Consider the following 18,489-nt stretch of genomic DNA (forward strand, 5'->3'; position numbering starts at 1 on the left):
CGCCGCTTTTTTGCATATGATGAAAATGGAGGTGTTCAGCGGTATGGGTCTAATCAATACACAATATCTCATTCATCAATCATCATCATTTCAGGAGCTTGCAGCGCGCTTTGTTCCTTATTTTAAAGGGGCCGAGGAAAAAGAATGGTCGTCTATCCTCGCTCACCTGCAGCATCACGGGATGGTTCGGTCTTGGAGCTCGTGCAAAAACATGATCGACAAGCTCAAGGAAAAAGGGTACTTCAAGCTTGTCATGAAAGAATATCAAACGCTTCAAAAGCAGTGGGAAGGTCCAGACATTCCTGTGTTTATTTTACCTGTCAATGAGAGCAGCAGAGAAATCAGAGAGCAATTTTATTATCAATCCGGCATGGCATTTGATGACAAGGTCTTTCTTTTTTTGTCTCCAAATACCCCGAAGGAGCGTATCGGTACATTGCTGACTCATGAATATCACCATGTATGCAGGCTGCATTTTCTCTCAAAAGAAGAAAAAGACTTTACATTCCTCGATACAATCATGATGGAGGGGCTCGCTGAATATGCTGTGTATCATAGATATGGAGAAAACTATACAGCGAAATGGACCACCTTCTATAGCGAAGAACAGCTTCAGCGTATGTACAAGAAATGGGTATCCAGTCATCTTGATCAAAGAGTCCAGGACGACGAAAGACTGATACAGAATCTTCTTTATGGAAAAGGGAACTACCCTAAAATGCTTGGTTACGCCACCGGGTTTTATATCGTGAAAAAATATTTCAATGAGCACCGAATCAGCGAGGAGTCGATGATTGCAGAGCCAGCAGAAACCTTTTTAAAGGCGATAGAATCACAAAGTGAATAATTCTCATAAAAAGAGACATATTACAAATTTACTAAATAATTCTTGATTTTGTCATAGTGATGTAATAATATACAAATAATTCTTTTTATTTTTAAAATACAGAATATTCAGGTTCGATTCTATTGATCTAAGGAGAAAGGGGCGAATGAATGAGCACGCTGCTTGAAGTGCAAAACTTAAAAACCTATTTTTTTCGAAAAAAGGAACCGATACCTGCTGTGGATGGCGTTGATTTCAGCATCAACAGAGGAGAAACTGTCGCATTAGTCGGTGAGTCTGGGTCTGGCAAAAGCATTACGTCCTTATCCATTATGGGTCTGATTCATGGCACAGGCGGGAAAATTATGGACGGTTCCATCAAACTTGATGGAAAGGACCTTGTTACATATAGTGAAAAGGAATTATGCAGCATCCGTGGTAATGATGTATCTATGATCTTTCAGGAACCCATGACCTCACTTAATCCCGTCTTAACCATCGGAGAACAAATAACAGAAATCCTCATCTATCACAAAAAACTTTCAAAAAAAGAAGCGGTCAAAAAAGCGGTTGATCTGCTGAAGCTTGTTGGTTTTTCCCGCCCGGAGCAAATCATGAAAGATTATCCGCATCGTTTATCAGGCGGCATGCGGCAAAGAGTGATGATTGCCATAGCGCTAAGCTGTGATCCGAAGCTTCTCATTGCAGATGAACCGACAACTGCCCTGGATGTGACCATTCAAGCACAGGTACTCACATTAATGAAAGATTTATGCTCTACCTTTGGCACATCTATTCTTCTTATCACACATGATTTAGGTGTCGTGTCTGAAGTGGCAGATCGAGTGATTGTCATGTACTGCGGACAGGTTGTTGAAAATGGGACTGTCGAAGAGTTGTTTGAACAGCCGCTTCATCCTTACACAGAAGGGCTGCTTGAATCGATTCCTGTCATTGACGGAGACATACAGCCGTTAACAGCCATCAAAGGAAATGTTCCTGCGCCAGATCAGCTTCCAGCCGGCTGCCGCTTTGCTCCTAGATGTCCGCAAGTGAAGGAACGCTGCCTGGGAGAACTGCCTAAGCTGAGAACATTTGAAGATGGCAGAAGCGTCAGATGTTTCTTATATGAGGAGGCAGACCACACATGACACTTGCTCAAAATCAAACACAAATAACAGACTTACCAGAGAAAGAAACGATCCTTGAACTGAAACAGATTCGAAAACATTTTCCGATAAAAGCGGGCGTCTTTCAGAAGAAAGTCGGTGCAGTGAAAGCTGTTGACGGCATAGACTTGAAGATTTATAAAGGTGAAACGTTAGGTATTGTCGGGGAGTCAGGATGCGGAAAATCCACATTAGGCCGGACAATGATTCGCCTATATGAACCAACTGACGGTCAAATCTTTTTTAAAGGGCAAGACATCACACGCGTATCAGAAACAAAGCTAAGACAATCTACACGAAAAAACATCCAAATGGTTTTTCAAGATCCCTTTGCATCACTCAACCCTAGAAAAACACTTCGAAGCATCATCAAAGAACCCTACAAAACACATCACTTATATTCCTTAAAAGAAAGAAATGAAAAAGTAGAACAGCTTTTATCAAAGGTAGGTCTACATCCAAGCTTTGCGAACCGCTATCCCCATGAATTTTCAGGCGGGCAGAGGCAGCGGATCGGCATCGCTCGTGCGCTTGCTATGAATCCCGACATGATCATCGCAGATGAGCCTGTATCAGCACTTGATGTATCTATTCAGGCGCAGGTTATTAATCTGATGGAGGAGCTTCAGGAGGAATTTGACCTTACCTATCTATTTATCTCTCACGATTTAAGTGTGGTCAGGCATATTAGCGATAGAGTCGGCGTCATGTATCTAGGCAAAATGATGGAGCTTGCCGATAAGCACAGTCTGTACGATGAACCGCTCCATCCGTATACACAGGCTCTGCTTTCTTCCGTTCCTGTCACCCGTAAAAAAGGGCAGACGAAAAGAGAACGCATTATGCTGCAAGGCGATCTTCCGAGTCCTGCAAATCCGCCAAAAGGCTGCGTATTTCACACAAGATGCCCGCATGCGAAAGAAATCTGTAAAGAAAAAGTACCAGCATTTCAAGAATTAAAAACGAACCACTTTGTTGCCTGCCACCTCTACAACGCTTGATCAAGCTTGTATGATCTCATCTTTGAGAGGGGGGATGAAACAGGATTCGGTCATTATTTTAAAAAAAGAATAGGGGGAATTGTCTATGAAAGGTAGAAATAGAAAGTCCATTCTGGTCAGTTTACTGCTGATTTTTACATTAATCCTTGCTGCTTGTTCTGGTGGAAATAAAACGTCTGGAGACAGTGAAAAGAAATCTACAGGTAAACCGGTACAAGGCGGCGATCTTGTCATCGGTTCAATTGCAGAGCCAACATTATTTAACTCGCTGTATTCTACAGATGTGGCAAGCTCTGATATTGAGGAAAGAATCTACAGCTTCTTACTTCAAACAGACGGAAAGCTCAACCCACAGCTATCGCTGGCAGAGGATATTAAAGAATCGGATGACGGCAAGCAGTTTGATGTCACCATTAAAAAAGGTGTGAAGTTTCATGATGGTGAAGAACTGACTGCTGATGATGTTGTGTTTACATACAGCATTCCAATCAATAAGGACTACAACGGGGAGCGCGGATCAGGCTTTGAAGTTTTAGAGTCTGTTAAAAAGACAGGGGACTACTCGATCGAATTCAAGCTCAATAAAAAAGATCCTTATTTTTATAATGTCACACTAGGAAGCTACGGTATTTTACCTAAGCATATTTTAGGTGATGTGCCTATAAAAGATCTCGGTGAAAACGAATTTAACCGAAAAAAACCAATCGGTTCAGGTCCATTTAAATTCGCAGAATGGAAAGAAGGAGACTACGTCAAACTAGAAGCCTTTGACGATTATTGGGATGGACGTCCATACCTTGATACTGTCACAATTAAAACCATTCCTGATCAGAATGCAGCGATTGCCCAGCTGTCAGCAGGCGATATTGATTTCTTTGCTGTACCAGGATCCGAGCTGCAAACAGCTGAAAAAGTGAGCAACATTAAAATAGAATCTGATCTAGGACTCAATTATTCATACATTGGCTGGAACCAGAAAAATGAACTCTTTAAAAGTAAAAAGGTCCGCCAAGCGCTGACACATGCCATTGATCGTCAAACGATTGTTGACCAAGTGCTGGATGGAGACGGCAAAGTAGCCAATATTCCAGAAAGTCCGCTGTCCTGGAACTATCCAAAGGATGAAAGTGTTCCAGTGTTTGAATTTGATCAAGAAAAAGCGAAAAAGATGCTGAAAGAAGAGGGCTGGGAGGATACAGATGGAGACGGCTATCTTGATAAAGATGGCAAGAAATTCTCCTTTGTCATAAAGACCAACCAAGGAAATAAAGTTCGTGAAGATATCGCTGTCGTTGTCCAGCAGCAGCTCAAAGAAATCGGTGTGGAAGCGAAGCCGCAAATTGTGGAATTCAGTGCACTCATTGAGCAGACGACACCGCCTAAGTGGGATTATGATGCGCTGCTGCTCGGCTGGAGCCTTGCGACATTCCCTGATCAATTCAGCATATTCCACTCAAGCCAGTCAGAAAAAGGCTTAAATAACATCTGGTATAAAAATAAAGAGGTCGATAAGCTGTTAGTTGATGCTAAAAACTTAAGCGATCGAAAAGATTATTCAAAGGCATATGAAAAAATTTATAAACTGATCGCAGAGGATCAGCCGTATACGTTCCTTTACTATGCTAACTCACATCGTGCTATGCCATCTAATCTCCAAGGCTACTCTTACCACCCGAAAGATGAATATTACAAAATCGAAAAATGGTGGCTTGAACAGTAGGCTGATAGTGAAGAAGGGGGGGTTCTCCCCTTTCACCGTGAGAATAATCCCTTGAATTCGGTGTCAGTTCTCTGCGTTGGTGCTAAAAAAATCACTTTGTTCGCTCCACATCAGCATGAGAATTCAAGGGTTTTCAGATCACGCTGAAAAGAAGACAAAGGGCTAAAATAACTTCATTTTAGCCTTTTTTTCACAGAATGGCGATCCGATGAAAAAGGAGTTGTGCATATGGTTACATATATCATTAGAAGGACATTGCTCTCTATTCCCATCTTATTGGGAATTACCATTTTGTCCTTTGCCATTATGAAAGCAGCACCAGGCGATCCGATGTCACTCATGATGGACCCTACCATTAGTGCGGCAGACCGGGAAGCCTTTATTGATAAGTACGGCTTGAACGATCCTGAATATGTGCAATATATGAAATGGCTTGGCAATATGCTTCAAGGTGACTTTGGCACATCCATTGTCAAAAAGGGAACACCCGTGGCTGATTTGATTTTTGCCCGGCTGCCAAATACCCTCATCCTCATGATCTTTTCTACATTAGTTGCCCTGCTGATCGCCATTCCTTTTGGTGTTCTTTCAGCAAAACGTCCATATACAAAGCTTGACTATGGCATTACGGTTACATCTTTTATCGGACTGGCTATTCCAAACTTTTGGTTTGGTCTCATCCTCATTATGGTTTTATCCGTGAACCTAGGGTGGTTTCCAACTGGCGGAGTCTCTACCTTGAATGCCGATTTTAATGTGTTTGACCGGCTCCATCATATCATTTTACCTGCCTTTGTTTTAGCAACGGCTGATATGGCAGGGCTGACCCGGTACACAAGGTCGAGTATGCTTGATGTCATGAGGCAGGATTACATTCGCACAGCAAGAGCGAAAGGCTTTAGAGAAAACAAAGTCATTTTTAAGCATGGTTTAAGAAACGGTCTTATGCCGGTTATAACGATTTTCGGATTAATGATACCATCCTTTATTGGCGGCGCAGTCGTGGTGGAACAAATCTTCACCTGGCCTGGACTTGGAAAGCTGTTCATTGATTCTGCCTTTTCGAGAGATTATCCGGTCATTATGGCGATGACCGTTATTTCTGCAGTGCTCGTGGTGGTTGGAAATTTAATAGCGGATATTTTATATGCGATCGTTGATCCGCGTATTGAATATTAGAAGGGAGCTGAAGCACAATTGGCACAGCCTAATATGGGAACACCTCCTGTTGATATCAAATTAAAGGAGGGCCTTCAACCAAAGCCTGAGACGATGCTGCGTTTATTTTGTGAGAAATTTTTCAAAAATAAATTGGCGGTTGCCGGCTCCGTGATCTTATTGGTCATTATCTTTTCAGCCATTTTCGCTCCAGTGATCGCTCCATATACACCAGAACAGCAAGATTTATTGAAGCGGCTCCAGCCGCCAAGTGCTGAGCATTTTATGGGCACTGACAAGTTTGGCCGCGATATTTTCTCAAGGGTGCTATATGGCGCGCGGGTCTCTTTGTTGGTTGGTTTCGTCTCAGTGGTCGGTGCAATCACCATTGGCACTGTCGTTGGCGCGGTCGCGGGGTATTTCAAAGGGTTTGTTGATTCCTTGTTAATGAGATTTGTGGATGTCGTGTTGTCGATTCCAGACATTTTCCTATTGATCACGCTCGTCACCATTTTCAAACCGGGCATTGATAAATTGATTTTAATCTTTGCTTTGACAGGCTGGACAACAACCGCCAGGCTCATCCGCAGTGAATTCTTATCACTTCGAACAAGAGAATTCGTCCTCGCGGCAAGAACCATTGGAACGAAAAATCATGTCATCATCTTTTCGCATATTTTACCGAACTGTATCGGTCCTATTATTGTATCAGCTACATTAAAAGTAGGCTCCGTCATTTTAGCTGAATCAACGCTCAGCTACCTTGGGTTTGGTATTCAGCCGCCAACAGCAAGCTGGGGCAACATGCTGCAAGATGCACAAAATTTCTCGATTATGGTGCAAGCGTGGTGGTACCCGCTTTTCCCAGGTTTACTCATTTTGCTGACTGTTTTATGCTTTAATTTTTTAGGAGATGGGCTGAGAGATGCGCTTGATCCTAAAAAGCTGAAGTAAAGTTTAAAGGGGCTCTGCGGTTCCTGAACGAAAGAAAGACATGAAGCCATCATTCGCTCAGCTTGAAGTTTGATAAAGTTGGAATAATTTCTCTATCCCTTGCCCATACTGTGGACAACAGTTTTTATAAAGTGAGGGATTGGTTATGTTATTTCTTCATGACGTATGGGTGAATTGGTTTGAAGGGGAAGAAAATGGCTACAATGTGTGTCATTTTCATGAGTGGCGTAAGGAGGACAGCGTTGAACTGTTAGATCAAGTGCCTTTACTTAAGGTGCAGAGCCCTTTGTTTGATTACATAGAGAATGATCTTTCAGAGCTGCCGAAGACACTGCTAGAGTCTGTATTTGAGAAATCCTATATTCGAAAAAATCATGAACGCCGTAAATTAGAGTATTGCTTTGTGGTCACAGACGGCATTCGAATTATTGCTGTAGATACGATTGGGTATTCCATACCTGTGAGAAAGAGCCGCTTGATCCCAAGGCAGGAGCAATTGGTCTATGAAATGGTGAAAGATGTAAAGGCAGAGGAATATGAATTTTCTAAAGACAGCCTTGAATCGACGAAAGAGTATCACATTCTATCACTGCCGCCGCAGCATATCAGCGGATTAACGAGAAAAGAAAGACAGCTGAAACAGCTGATGTTTATGGCGCTCGATCAATTAAAAGGGCTCAAAAACAGGGCGGAGATTGCGTATTGGTATACGGAATGGAACCCGCGCATGTACAACCAAATCAAACGAATGTCTTTCGAAGAGATTTGGAACATGCTTTACAATGAAACGATTGATGGGTGGTCAGAGAATCATTTAGCCTTCTGTGAAAAAATGATTAAAGGACAGCCTTTTTTCGAAAAGCTTTGGGAAATGGAAAACGAATCAAAAGTAAATTAGAAAAAGCTTGCAGCGAGTCGTGCTGCAAGCTTTTTTTATTTGCGTTTTCTGCCAAGACCCATCGCATTCTCCATTTTTTTCAGCATTTTGTTTGCTGCGCGGTTTGCTTTTTCAGCACCTTCGTCTAGAATACGGTCAAGCTCGTCTGATTCAATGAGTTCATAGTATCGATCTTGAATTGGTTTTAAAGCATCAACGACAACGTTCGCAAGATCTCCTTTAAACTCACCATATCCTTTTCCTTCGTATTTTTGCTCCAGCTCTGCAATGGATATGTTGCCTAATACAGAATAAATCGTCAGCAAGTTGGCAATTCCAGGCTTGTTCTCTTTGTCATACTTGACGATGCCTTCTGAATCCGTCACAGCACTTTTAATTTTCTTTTCAAGCTGCTTTGGTTCATCTAATAAGGTAATGAAAGATTTTTGGTTCGGATCAGATTTGCTCATTTTTTTCGTTGGATCTGTTAAAGACATAATCCGCGCGCCTTCTTTTGGAATTTTCACTTCAGGCACAGTGAAAATGTCATTGTACTTTCGGTTAAAGCGTTCAGCGAGCGTTCTAGTCAATTCAAGATGCTGCTTTTGGTCTTCTCCAACAGGGACTAAATCAGTACCATATAATAAGATATCGCCAGCCATTAATGGGGGATACGTTAATAGGCCTGAAACAACTGCTTCTTTACCAGCTGATTTGTCCTTAAATTGGGTCATTCTTTCTAATTCCCCAATATAAGCAACACATTGAAGCATCCATCCTGCCTGGGCGTGAGCAGGTACCTCTGATTGGATAAACAATGTCGCTTTCTCTGGATCAAGACCAACAGCTAAATAAAGAGCTGCTAAGCTTCTAATATTTTGGCGGAGAGCTAATCGGTCCTGACTCACTGTAATCGCATGTTGATCGACGACACAAAAATAGCCATTATAGTCATGCTGCAAATCGACAAATTGCTTCATTGCTCCAATATAGTTCCCTAATGTGACAGAACCGCTCGGCTGAATGCCTGAAAAAATTGTCTTCTTTGTCATACTAAAACCTCTTTTCTTCAATATAAAAAGGCCCACCCATCACTTTTCAACAGAAAAGGGACGAATGAACCGTGGTACCACCCTTGTTATTTCACATAGAAATCACTCAAGACGTTGATAACGGAGACTGCTCCGTCTAAGCCTACTCACTTTTTTAGAAGTGTTCGGTTAGCTGCTCCAAAGCCCATTCCATACATGCCATTATCTGCTCACACCGGCCGCAGACTCTCTGTAAATGGTGAATATATGTACTCTTCTTTTTCATCGCAACAATATGTCTATCTATTATAAAGGATGACCATGAAAAAGTCACGAAGCCATTATGTGACCTTCTCATCATGCCTATTGACACTTAAAATTTTAGATAAAATACTAAATGTCTGTCAGAATTTTTTAAAAAAGGATGATTAATTATATGTATAAAACATTATTCCTGCTGAATTTGTTAAATTATTTTAATCAATTTACGCTTTAATTTGTTGAAGTGATTGAGACTTTAGTTTATAAAAATCCCTCTTTATCCCCATTTACGTTTTTAAAAAATATATGAAATTGATATTGCAATAAATTATTCTATTCATTATAATGAATTTGTTCACACGTTTGTGCTAGGCTCTTTACATAGTGAAAATTCAGAAAAAACAAAAGAAATAGAAAGTAAGCTATTTAGGGACTTTTTTACGCTATTTCTTAAATCTGAATCTCATCTTCTATCGAGACCTTTGAACTAAAAACATATTATAAGGGGGAATACAGTTGAAAAAGCGTTGGTCTGTTGTTACTTTAATGCTTATTTTCACACTTGTATTAAGCGCTTGTGGTTTCAGCGGAAACAAATCAGGCGACAGCACGAGCAGTTCTGGAGAGGCTAAAACAACATTAAATGTGAATATCTCCACTGAGCCTTTTTCTCTACATCCGGGATTGGCAAATGATTCAACTTCAGGTAGTGTCATCCGTCAGACTTTTGAGGGATTAACAAGAATTAACGCTGAAGGAAAGCCAGAAAATGCAATGGCTTCTGATATCAAAACAAGTGCTGATGGTAAAACTTATACATTCACACTTCGTGATGCAAAATGGTCTAATGGTGACCCTGTAAAAGCAGAAGATTTTGAATATGCTTGGAAATGGGCATTAGATCCTAAAAATGAATCTCAATATGCTTACCAGCTTTACTATATTAAAGGTGCTGAAGCAGCAAACAAAGGGAAAGCGAAAGTTGCTGATGTTGGCATTAAAGCTAAAGACGACAAAACGCTTGTAGTTGAGCTAGAGAACCCAACACCGTTCTTTACTGAACTAACTGCATTCTATACTTATATGCCAGTCAACAAAAAAGTGGCTGAAAAGAATAAAAACTGGTACACAAATGCTGGTGAAAACTACGTATCTAACGGACCATTCGTTCTTTCTAAATGGAAACATGGCGGTTCTATCACGCTTGAAAAGAACAATGAATACTGGGATAAAGATACTGTGAAATTGAAAAAAATCAACATGTCTATGATCAAAGATACAAACACTGAACTTAGCATGTTCAAAAAAGGCGAGCTTGACTGGGCTGGTTCTCCGACTGGAAGCCTTCCAACTGAGTCTTTAAAAACATTGAAAAAAGAGGGCGGTCTGAAAATCCAGACAATCGCTGGTATCTATAACTACAAATTCAACACAGAAGTAAAACCTTTGAACAATGCAAACATCCGTAAGGCCCTTGCATACTCAATCAACCGTCAAGCGATCGTTGACAAAATTACGCAAGGTGAACAAGTTCCAGCAATGGCAATCGTTCCACCAACAATGGAAGGTTTCACAGATAACAAAACTGGCTACTTCAAAGATCATGATGTAGATACAGCTAAAAAGCTTCTTGAAAAAGGTGCGAAAGAATTAGGTTATAAGTCTGTTTCTGATCTTCCAACATTGAAACTTTCTTACAACACAGATGAAGGCCACCAAAAGATTGCACAAGCAATTCAAGAAATGTGGAAAAAAGATTTAGGTGTGAAAGTTGAACTTGATAACTCTGAGTGGAACGTATACATCGACAAAATCCACAGCGGAGACTACCAAATCGGACGTATGGGCTGGTTAGGTGACTTCAACGATCCAGTGAACTTCCTTGAGCTTTACAAAGATAAAGACGGTGGAAACAACGACACTGGATGGGAAAGCAAAGAGTACAAACAATTGTTGAATGATTCTGCAAAAGAAACAGATAAAACGAAGCGTGAAGAAATGCTGAAAAAAGCAGAAGAAATCATCATCAACGATATGCCTGTAGCACCAATTTACTTCTACACTCAGCTTTGGGTACAAGATCCAAAACTTAAAGGTGTAGTTGTATCTGGACTAGGTGATGTTCAATACAAATGGGCACATTTCGAAAAGTAAGAGTCATAGTGTAAGAGATCTACGGCAAGGATCTTAAGGTATATGGAGGATGTCTCTCCATATACCTTTCTTGCTGATTAGAGAAATTGTTGTAAAATCATGGAGGTGCAATTCCGTTGCTTAAATATATCGGTAAGCGATTAATATATATTTTAATCACACTGTTTGTTATTGTAACTGCAACTTTCTTTCTCATGCAGGCAGCACCTGGTGGTCCATTCTCTGGTGAGAAGAAACTTCCTGCTGAAATTGAAGCAAACCTAAACGAGCACTACGGATTGGACAAACCCTTATTTGTTCAATATGTAAGCTACCTAGGTTCAGTTGCAACATTAGATTTTGGTCCCTCATTTAAATATAAAGGACAAACTGTAAATGACTTAATCAGTTCTGGATTCCCCGTTTCCTTTACCCTCGGAATTGAGGCAATTCTCCTCGCATTAGCATTTGGTGTATTGTTTGGGGTCCTTGCAGCGCTCTATCATAACAAGTGGCAAGACTATACGATTGCCATTTTAACGATCTTTGGAATTTCAGTTCCAAGTTTCATTTTAGCGGCGCTACTACAATATGTATTTGCATCTGAGGCAAGTATTATAGCGATCTTCCCAGTTGCAGGATGGGAGTCTTGGGCAAGCACCGTACTACCTTCTATTGCACTTTCCTTCATGCCAATGGCATTTATCGCTAGACTTGCACGGTCAAGTATGCTTGAAGTACTAAATAGTGACTACATTAGAACGGCTAGAGCGAAAGGATTAACAAAATCTGCTGTGACGATCAAACACGCCATCCGAAACGCATTGTTACCTGTTATCACATACATGGGACCAATGGCTGCTTCAGTTTTAACAGGTAGTTTTGTCGTTGAGAAGATTTTTGGTATCCCTGGATTAGGCTCTCACTTTGTCACAAGCATTACAAACCGTGATTACACCGTCATCATGGGTGTTACAGTCTTCTACAGTATTATTCTATTAATCAGTATTCTAGTCGTTGACGTCCTCTACGGTATTATCGATCCTAGAATTAAACTGACGAAGGCGAAGAAAGGGGTCTAACACATGGAAGAGATGAGAAAAGATTTATTTGTGCCTGCGACAGCTGACGCAGCAGAATCTGAAAAAATTTCTAAACCTAGTCTATCTTTATGGAAGGATGCCATGCTTCGCTTCCGTGCCAATAAACTTGCAATGGTTGGACTTACAATCATTTTTATTATTGTGATGCTGGCCATCTTTGTTCCGATGTTTTCTAAATATGATTACTCCACGACCGATTTGCTGAATGCTGACCAGCCGCCTTCAAAAGAGCACTGGTTTGGTACAGATGATTTAGGACGTGACATGTTTGTCCGTACATGGGTCGGGGCAAGAATTTCGATCTTCATCGGTCTTGCTGCAGCGGTCCTTGACGTGATCATCGGTATTATTTGGGGAAGTATTGCTGCGTTCAAAGGCGGCCGTACAGATGAAGTAATGATGCGTATCGCAGACGTTTTATGGGCAATTCCAACACTATTAATGGTTATCTTAATGATGGTTGTTCTGCCAAAAGGATTATTAACGATTATCCTCGCCATGACAGTCGTAGGCTGGATTAACATGGCACGTATTGTTCGGGGACAGGTTTTACAATTAAAGAGTCAAGAATACGTTCTTGCAGCACAAACATTAGGTGCGAAAACATCTAGACTTTTATTTAAACACTTAATTCCAAACTCAATGGGACCAATTCTTGTGACGATGACATTAACGATTCCTTCTGCTATCTTCACAGAGGCATTCCTAAGCTACCTAGGGCTTGGTGTACCGGCTCCGTTAGCGAGCTGGGGAACAATGGCGTCTGACGGAATTCCAGCCATGACGTACTACCCTTGGAGATTATGGTTCCCAGCCGCATTTATCTGTATTACAATGTTTGGTTTTAACGTGGTTGGAGACGGACTAAGAGACGCTTTAGATCCGAAGTTGCGTAAATAAGGAGTGATTAGGATGGAACGTGAACGTATTCTAGAGGTGAAAGACCTTGCAATCTCATTTAAAACATATGGTGGAGAGGTTCAAGCCATTCGTGGTGTGAACTTCCACTTAAATAAAGGCGAGACACTTGCTATTGTAGGTGAATCTGGCTCTGGTAAAAGTGTGACATCACAAGCGATCATGAGATTAATTCCGATGCCGCCGGGTTATTTCAAGCGTGGACAGATCCTGTTTGATGGCCAAGATATTGTCAAGAAAACTGAGAAACAAATGCAAACCATTCGAGGAAAAGATATCTCAATGATCTTCCAAGATCCGATGACATCTTTGAATCCAACGATGAAAGTCGGGAAACAAATTACAGAAGTGCTGTTCAAGCATGAACAAATTTCAAAAGAAGCGGCTGAAAAAAGAGCCATTGAACTATTGGAGCTCGTTGGAATTCCAATGCCTGAAAAAAGAATTAAACAATATCCGCACGAATTTAGTGGCGGGATGAGACAAAGGGTTGTCATCGCCATGGCGCTTGCAGCAGATCCAAAGCTGCTGATTGCCGATGAGCCGACGACTGCACTTGATGTAACAATTCAAGCACAAATTTTAGAATTAATGAAAGAAATTCAGCAAAAGGTTGACACTTCGATTATCTTTATTACGCATGATCTAGGTGTTGTTGCCAACGTCGCTGATCGTGTAGCTGTTATGTATGCAGGACAGATTGTGGAGACAGGGACTGTCGATGAAATTTTCTACAATCCTAAGCATCCGTATACATGGGGACTTTTAGCATCCATGCCGAGTCTTGACACAGATGGCGGAGATGAAGGAAAGCTGACTGCCATTCCAGGAACACCGCCAGATCTGACAAACCCGCCGAAAGGAGATGCATTTGCACTCCGCAGCGATTATGCAATGAAAATTGACTTTGAACAAGAACCACCAATGTTCAAAGTATCAGATACGCATTATGTGAAATCATGGCTACTTCATCCGAATGCACCTAAAGTTGAACCGCCTGCTTCTGTAAAGGCGAGAATGCGTGAACTAGAAGGTAGCTACGAAAAACCTGTATTAGTAAAAGAGGGTGAATAGCATGGCAGAAAAACTGTTAGAAATCAAAAATTTGAAACAGCATTTCCATACAGCAAGAGGAACTGTGAAAGCAGTTGATGGGGTTTCATTTGATATTTACAAAGGTGAAACGCTTGGTCTTGTAGGTGAGTCTGGTTGTGGTAAATCCACTACGGGCCGTTCGATCATTAGACTTTATGATGCGACAGATGGTGAAGTTCTTTATAAGGGAGAAAATGTACACGGGAAGAAATCAAGACAAAAAATGCTTGAGTTCAACCGTCAAATGCAGATGATCTTCCAAGATCCATATGCTTCACTCAACCCTAGAATGACAGTGCTTGATATCATTGCAGAGGGCATCGACATTCATGGCCTTGCAAAAACAAAACAGGCGCGTAAAGAGCGTGTGTACCAATTACTTGAAACTGTTGGCTTGAACAAAGAGCATGCGAACAGATACCCGCATGAATTCTCAGGCGGTCAAAGGCAGCGTATCGGAATTGCACGTGCATTAGCAGTAGAGCCGGATTTCATCATCGCCGATGAACCAATCTCTGCATTAGACGTGTCGATCCAAGCGCAGGTCGTCAATTTATTGAAAGAGCTTCAAGAGGAAAAAGGTTTAACGTACTTATTCATTGCCCATGACTTGTCCATGGTAAAATACATCAGCGATCGTATCGGCGTGATGTATTTCGGAAAATTGGTTGAGCTGGCACCAGCGAATGAATTATACGAAAACCCGCTTCATCCATATACAAAATCATTGCTGTCTGCGATTCCGCTTCCAGATCCTGATTATGAGCGTAACCGCAAACGAATCAAGTATGATCCATCTGTTCACAAAGGAACAAACACCGAGTTCCGTGAAGTGAAGCCAGGTCACTTTGTGAGCTGCACAGAGGAAGAATTCAAAGAGCTACAGGCGAAACAATCATAAGAAGGAAGAAGCACTGCTAAGTCAGTGCTTCTTTTTTTATTTTACAAAAAAACAAGATGATGGTAATTTTTAGTTAAGTACAAGCAGATACCGGAGGAAATCAAATGTTGAATTGGAAAACCTTTCGTTATTCATTGCTTCATGTTCTCATTGTATTCATGCTTTTTTCAACGTCTTTTTTCAGGAAACCAAACGGAGGAAAGTGGATGCTCGCGTTTATGGTGCTCATTGGGATTGTGTCTTTTTCAGTGGAATATATGCTTAACCGAAAGACAAGCGGTCAGAAGCAAGAAGCGCGGCGTGTAAAATATCTTTATTTCATCATGCTTCAAATTGCGATGACACTTATCCTGTTTGTCTGCATTCAACTCGTCATGAATCGTTCGTTATAAAACTTTTTTTGCGTTAATTGAAAAAAAGTGAAACTACTTTAGACTTTGCTGCGTCTTACTAGTACAGGCGTTTAAATAGCAGGAAATCGGGAATATCTAAGGAAGTGGTTCTTAACTATAGCATAAGGAGCAGATCCATGAATTGGTATGAAAAGCTCAGTGAATATTTCCCGATAGAAGAAATGAAGTCAAAAGAGCATATGGAAGCTTTATTAAAGGAAAGAAGTGATATTTATCATAAGGAGGAAGGACCTCATCATGTGATGATGTACGCCGAATTTGATTCTTTCATCTTTATTGATTATTTATTTGTTTCCAAAGATGCAAGAGGTGAAGGCCTCGGGTCAAAGCTTATTCATAAGCTGAAGGAAAAAAAGAAACCGATCTTGCTTGAGGTCGAGCCTGTAGATGAAGATGATGCAGATACTGCAAAACGCCTAAAGTTTTACCAAAGAGAGCACTTCAAGCATGCAGAATCAATCGGTTATAAACGCAGGTCACTTGCAACAAATGAAGTGAACCGCATGGAAATTCTTTATTGGTCGCCTCTTACAAATCATGAGGAAGAGATCATGGAAGCCATGAGGAAGACCTATGAACGAATCCATACGTATAAAGATGAAGAATGGTATGGACAATCGTATGAGGATGTTGATGATGTATTGAAGATCATTGAAAATAGAAAGCAAAAAAATATTTTCGATCATCTCGACTAAATGAGAATGTTCTGACATCAAGCAGCACCACAAAATGAATGAAATTGTCTAGTTTTTGTCACAAAAATTGCAAGAAAATCTGTTCACACTTACTTTTTTATAGTATAATCACTATAAAGATTACTTATTTAGAACAATTTTAATTTAAGAATACAGATCAATATTCATTCTACAAATTGAGGAGTGAAGATTTATGGTAACATTATACACATCACCAAGCTGTACATCATGTAGAAAAGCAAGAGCGTGGTTAGAAGAGCACAATATTCCATATCAAGAGAGAAATATTTTTTCTGAGCCTCTTTCAATCGATGAAATCAAAGAAATTCTTCGAATGACAGAAGACGGTACAGACGAAATTATCTCAACACGTTCAAAAGTATTCCAAAAACTAAATGTCAATGTTGAGACAATGCCGCTTCAACAATTGTATAAACTAATCAATGAGCATCCAGGTCTATTGCGTCGTCCAATTATCTTGGATGAAAAAAGATTACAAGTTGGGTACAATGAAGATGAAATTAGACGTTTCTTACCAAGAACGGTTCGTACATTCCAACTAAGAGAAGCTCAGCGACTTGCTAACTAATAAAAACACGAAAAGCTGCCGATCATTTGGCAGCTTTTTTTATTTGTTTTCAGCCGTTTGTTCGTAAAAGAGGCTGGCTAATATGACCACTATGACGGTTAAAAACGGAAGCATCAATTCAAGCGTGGCATGCTGTGACATAAATTCAGTCAATTTCACATCACGCACAATCATTTCGCCGCCAGTAAAGGCCAAAAGCGCACTTCCTCCGTATAAAAGAAACGGAAATTTAGTTAAAGCCGCATGAATCAGCTTGCTTCCCCAAATAATAATCGGTACAGAAATCATGAGACCAAAAGCGGTCAGAATCATGTTGCCTTTTGCTGCACCTGCAACTGCGATGACATTATCAAGTGACATAAAGAGGTCGGCAATCACAATGGTTTGAACCGCACGCCAAAGGGAGCCGCTGCTCTTAATCCGAATCGATTCCTTCTTTTGTTCAATTAAAAGATTGTATCCTATATAAAGGAGAAAAAGACCACCAATAAACTGCAAATAAGGGATAGTCAATAAATAAACTGCGGCACCCGTCATTGTAATTCTCATCAGAACGGCCAAAAGAGTGCCGATCCAAATGGCTTTATTGCGTTTGTCATGTGATAAACTGCGACTGGCCATCGCAATGATGAGCGCATTATCTCCGCCTAAAATCAGGTCTATGCCAATAATCATCAGTAAGGATACGATCCACTCTGTTTCCATCCATTTCACCTCTTGTCCTAATAGAGCTCGTACAACCAATATATGAAGACAATTCAAATATATGTTTCTGCAAGTTTTCTCTGCAAAAAATGCGTTTTTATTTCTTTTATTCATGTTTTATCATAAAATAGACAGTACGAAGCAATACCTCAATTCTTTAAACGGTTAACATGTAGACGGAACGGGTAAAGTGTAGTAAAGTACTATTAATTGGGAGCTTGTATGTCCCTTCAACATCTTATATAGAAGGGAAGGTTGGCAAAATGGAAATCGAAAGAATAAATGAACATACAGTGAAATTTTATATTTCCTACGGTGATATTGAAGATCGCGGATTTGACCGTGAAGAGATTTGGTATAATCGTGAGCGCAGTGAAGAGCTGTTTTGGGAAGTAATGGACGAAGTGCACGAAGAAGAAGAATTTGCAGTAGAGGGACCGCTTTGGATTCAAGTACAGGCACTTGATAAAGGTCTTGAAATTGTCGTGACAAAAGCCCAACTTTCTAAAGATGGACAAAAGCTCGAATTGCCGATTCCAGAAGATAAAAAAGATCAAACAGATGAAGAAAGCTTAGACGCACTGCTTGATGATTTTCATAAAGAAGAGCAAGATCAAGAAGACCATAATGAGAAGGACAAAAAACTTCAACTTCAATTCGTGTTGAAAATGGATGACTTTGAAGATTTGATTGCACTTTCTCAATTAAATATGCAGGATTTTACCACAAGTTTATATTCGTTTGAAAACCGTTATTATCTATATGTTGACTTCCACGAGGATTTGTCAGATGAGCAAGTGGAGAATAAGCTCAGCATTTTGCTTGAATATGCTCATGAATCAGTGGTCAGCATCTACAGACTGAAAGAATACGGTCAGCTGATTATCGAAGGGAATGCCCTTGAAACGATTCAACAGCACTTCTCGTAACTCACAAAAAG

At 40.5% G+C, this 18,489-nt stretch carries 18 protein-coding genes and 1 other annotated feature; of the genes, 16 read left to right on the forward strand and 2 right to left on the reverse strand.

The window, feature by feature from the left end:
• Positions 1-43: 43 nt before the first annotated feature.
• From MHB67_RS05480 to MHB67_RS05510, 7 genes are all read left to right on the forward strand, one after another.
• Entirely contained in the window at positions 44-847 is an 804-nt protein-coding gene (locus MHB67_RS05480; RefSeq protein ID WP_024425050.1) for a DUF2268 domain-containing protein, read from the forward strand.
• Between the two features lie 149 nt (positions 848-996).
• Entirely contained in the window at positions 997-1,977 is a 981-nt protein-coding gene (locus tag MHB67_RS05485; protein WP_025093401.1) for an ABC transporter ATP-binding protein, read from the forward strand.
• The gene (locus MHB67_RS05490; protein WP_103132099.1) at positions 1,974-2,996 is read left to right on the forward strand and encodes a dipeptide ABC transporter ATP-binding protein; all 1,023 of its coding nucleotides are present in this window, start codon (positions 1,974-1,976) and stop codon (positions 2,994-2,996) included. Before MHB67_RS05485 ends, MHB67_RS05490 begins: the two co-directional genes overlap by 4 nt.
• Before the next feature lie 85 nt (positions 2,997-3,081).
• Positions 3,082-4,716 carry a peptide-binding protein gene (locus MHB67_RS05495; RefSeq protein WP_103132098.1) on the forward strand — a complete coding sequence of 545 codons (1,635 nt, stop codon included), beginning with the start codon at positions 3,082-3,084 and terminating at the stop codon, positions 4,714-4,716.
• A gap of 228 nt (positions 4,717-4,944) precedes the next feature.
• Positions 4,945-5,895, forward strand: coding sequence for an ABC transporter permease (locus tag MHB67_RS05500; RefSeq protein ID WP_034621771.1), 951 nt, complete (start codon positions 4,945-4,947; stop codon positions 5,893-5,895).
• Between the two features lie 33 nt (positions 5,896-5,928).
• Entirely contained in the window at positions 5,929-6,828 is a 900-nt protein-coding gene (gene opp4C / locus MHB67_RS05505; protein WP_080780851.1) for an oligopeptide ABC transporter permease, read from the forward strand.
• A 145-nt stretch (positions 6,829-6,973) separates the two neighbouring features.
• Positions 6,974-7,726 carry a YjbA family protein gene (locus MHB67_RS05510; RefSeq protein ID WP_024426484.1) on the forward strand — a complete coding sequence of 251 codons (753 nt, stop codon included), beginning with the start codon at positions 6,974-6,976 and terminating at the stop codon, positions 7,724-7,726.
• 35 nt (positions 7,727-7,761) lie between these two features.
• On the opposite strand, the gene trpS is transcribed toward MHB67_RS05510, so the two are convergent.
• A complete protein-coding gene (gene trpS, locus MHB67_RS05515; protein WP_024425046.1) occupies positions 7,762-8,757 on the reverse strand; it encodes a tryptophan--tRNA ligase in 996 nt (331 codons plus the stop codon).
• Positions 8,758-8,810: 53 nt separating this feature from the next.
• Positions 8,811-9,031, reverse strand: a binding site (T-box leader).
• Between the two features lie 482 nt (positions 9,032-9,513).
• Between trpS and MHB67_RS05520 the strand changes: the two genes are divergently transcribed.
• The 8 genes from MHB67_RS05520 (at position 9,514) to spxA (ending at position 16,844) form a co-directional block, all read left to right on the forward strand.
• Positions 9,514-11,151 carry a peptide ABC transporter substrate-binding protein gene (locus tag MHB67_RS05520; RefSeq protein ID WP_024425045.1) on the forward strand — a complete coding sequence of 546 codons (1,638 nt, stop codon included), beginning with the start codon at positions 9,514-9,516 and terminating at the stop codon, positions 11,149-11,151.
• Positions 11,152-11,267: 116 nt separating this feature from the next.
• The gene (locus tag MHB67_RS05525; RefSeq protein WP_024426481.1) at positions 11,268-12,212 is read left to right on the forward strand and encodes an ABC transporter permease; all 945 of its coding nucleotides are present in this window, start codon (positions 11,268-11,270) and stop codon (positions 12,210-12,212) included.
• 3 nt (positions 12,213-12,215) lie between these two features.
• On the forward strand, positions 12,216-13,133 hold the full coding sequence (locus MHB67_RS05530) for an ABC transporter permease (RefSeq protein WP_024425043.1): 918 nt from the start codon (positions 12,216-12,218) through the stop codon (positions 13,131-13,133).
• Positions 13,134-13,136: 3 nt separating this feature from the next.
• Positions 13,137-14,225: an ABC transporter ATP-binding protein gene (locus tag MHB67_RS05535; RefSeq protein WP_087975602.1), complete on the forward strand. Its 1,089-nt coding sequence runs from the start codon at positions 13,137-13,139 to the stop codon at positions 14,223-14,225.
• Position 14,226: 1 nt separating this feature from the next.
• Positions 14,227-15,147: an ATP-binding cassette domain-containing protein gene (locus MHB67_RS05540; protein ID WP_024425041.1), complete on the forward strand. Its 921-nt coding sequence runs from the start codon at positions 14,227-14,229 to the stop codon at positions 15,145-15,147.
• A 104-nt stretch (positions 15,148-15,251) separates the two neighbouring features.
• On the forward strand, positions 15,252-15,539 hold the full coding sequence (locus tag MHB67_RS05545) for a hypothetical protein (protein WP_044334753.1): 288 nt from the start codon (positions 15,252-15,254) through the stop codon (positions 15,537-15,539).
• 137 nt (positions 15,540-15,676) lie between these two features.
• On the forward strand, positions 15,677-16,255 hold the full coding sequence (locus tag MHB67_RS05550) for a GNAT family N-acetyltransferase (RefSeq protein WP_024425040.1): 579 nt from the start codon (positions 15,677-15,679) through the stop codon (positions 16,253-16,255).
• A 193-nt stretch (positions 16,256-16,448) separates the two neighbouring features.
• On the forward strand, positions 16,449-16,844 hold the full coding sequence (spxA, locus tag MHB67_RS05555) for a transcriptional regulator SpxA (RefSeq protein ID WP_003211421.1): 396 nt from the start codon (positions 16,449-16,451) through the stop codon (positions 16,842-16,844).
• Between the two features lie 39 nt (positions 16,845-16,883).
• Here the strand turns inward: spxA and MHB67_RS05560 are convergent, their stop codons facing one another.
• Positions 16,884-17,549 carry a TerC family protein gene (locus tag MHB67_RS05560; protein WP_103132097.1) on the reverse strand — a complete coding sequence of 222 codons (666 nt, stop codon included), beginning with the start codon at positions 17,547-17,549 and terminating at the stop codon, positions 16,884-16,886.
• Between the two features lie 263 nt (positions 17,550-17,812).
• Between MHB67_RS05560 and mecA the strand changes: the two genes are divergently transcribed.
• The gene (gene mecA, locus MHB67_RS05565; RefSeq protein ID WP_024425038.1) at positions 17,813-18,478 is read left to right on the forward strand and encodes an adaptor protein MecA; all 666 of its coding nucleotides are present in this window, start codon (positions 17,813-17,815) and stop codon (positions 18,476-18,478) included.
• Positions 18,479-18,489 lie beyond the last annotated feature (11 nt).

The sequence above is a fragment of the Bacillus sp. FSL H8-0516 genome (genome assembly GCF_038635285.1).
In the GTDB taxonomy this organism is placed as follows: domain Bacteria; phylum Bacillota; class Bacilli; order Bacillales; family Bacillaceae; genus Bacillus; species Bacillus safensis.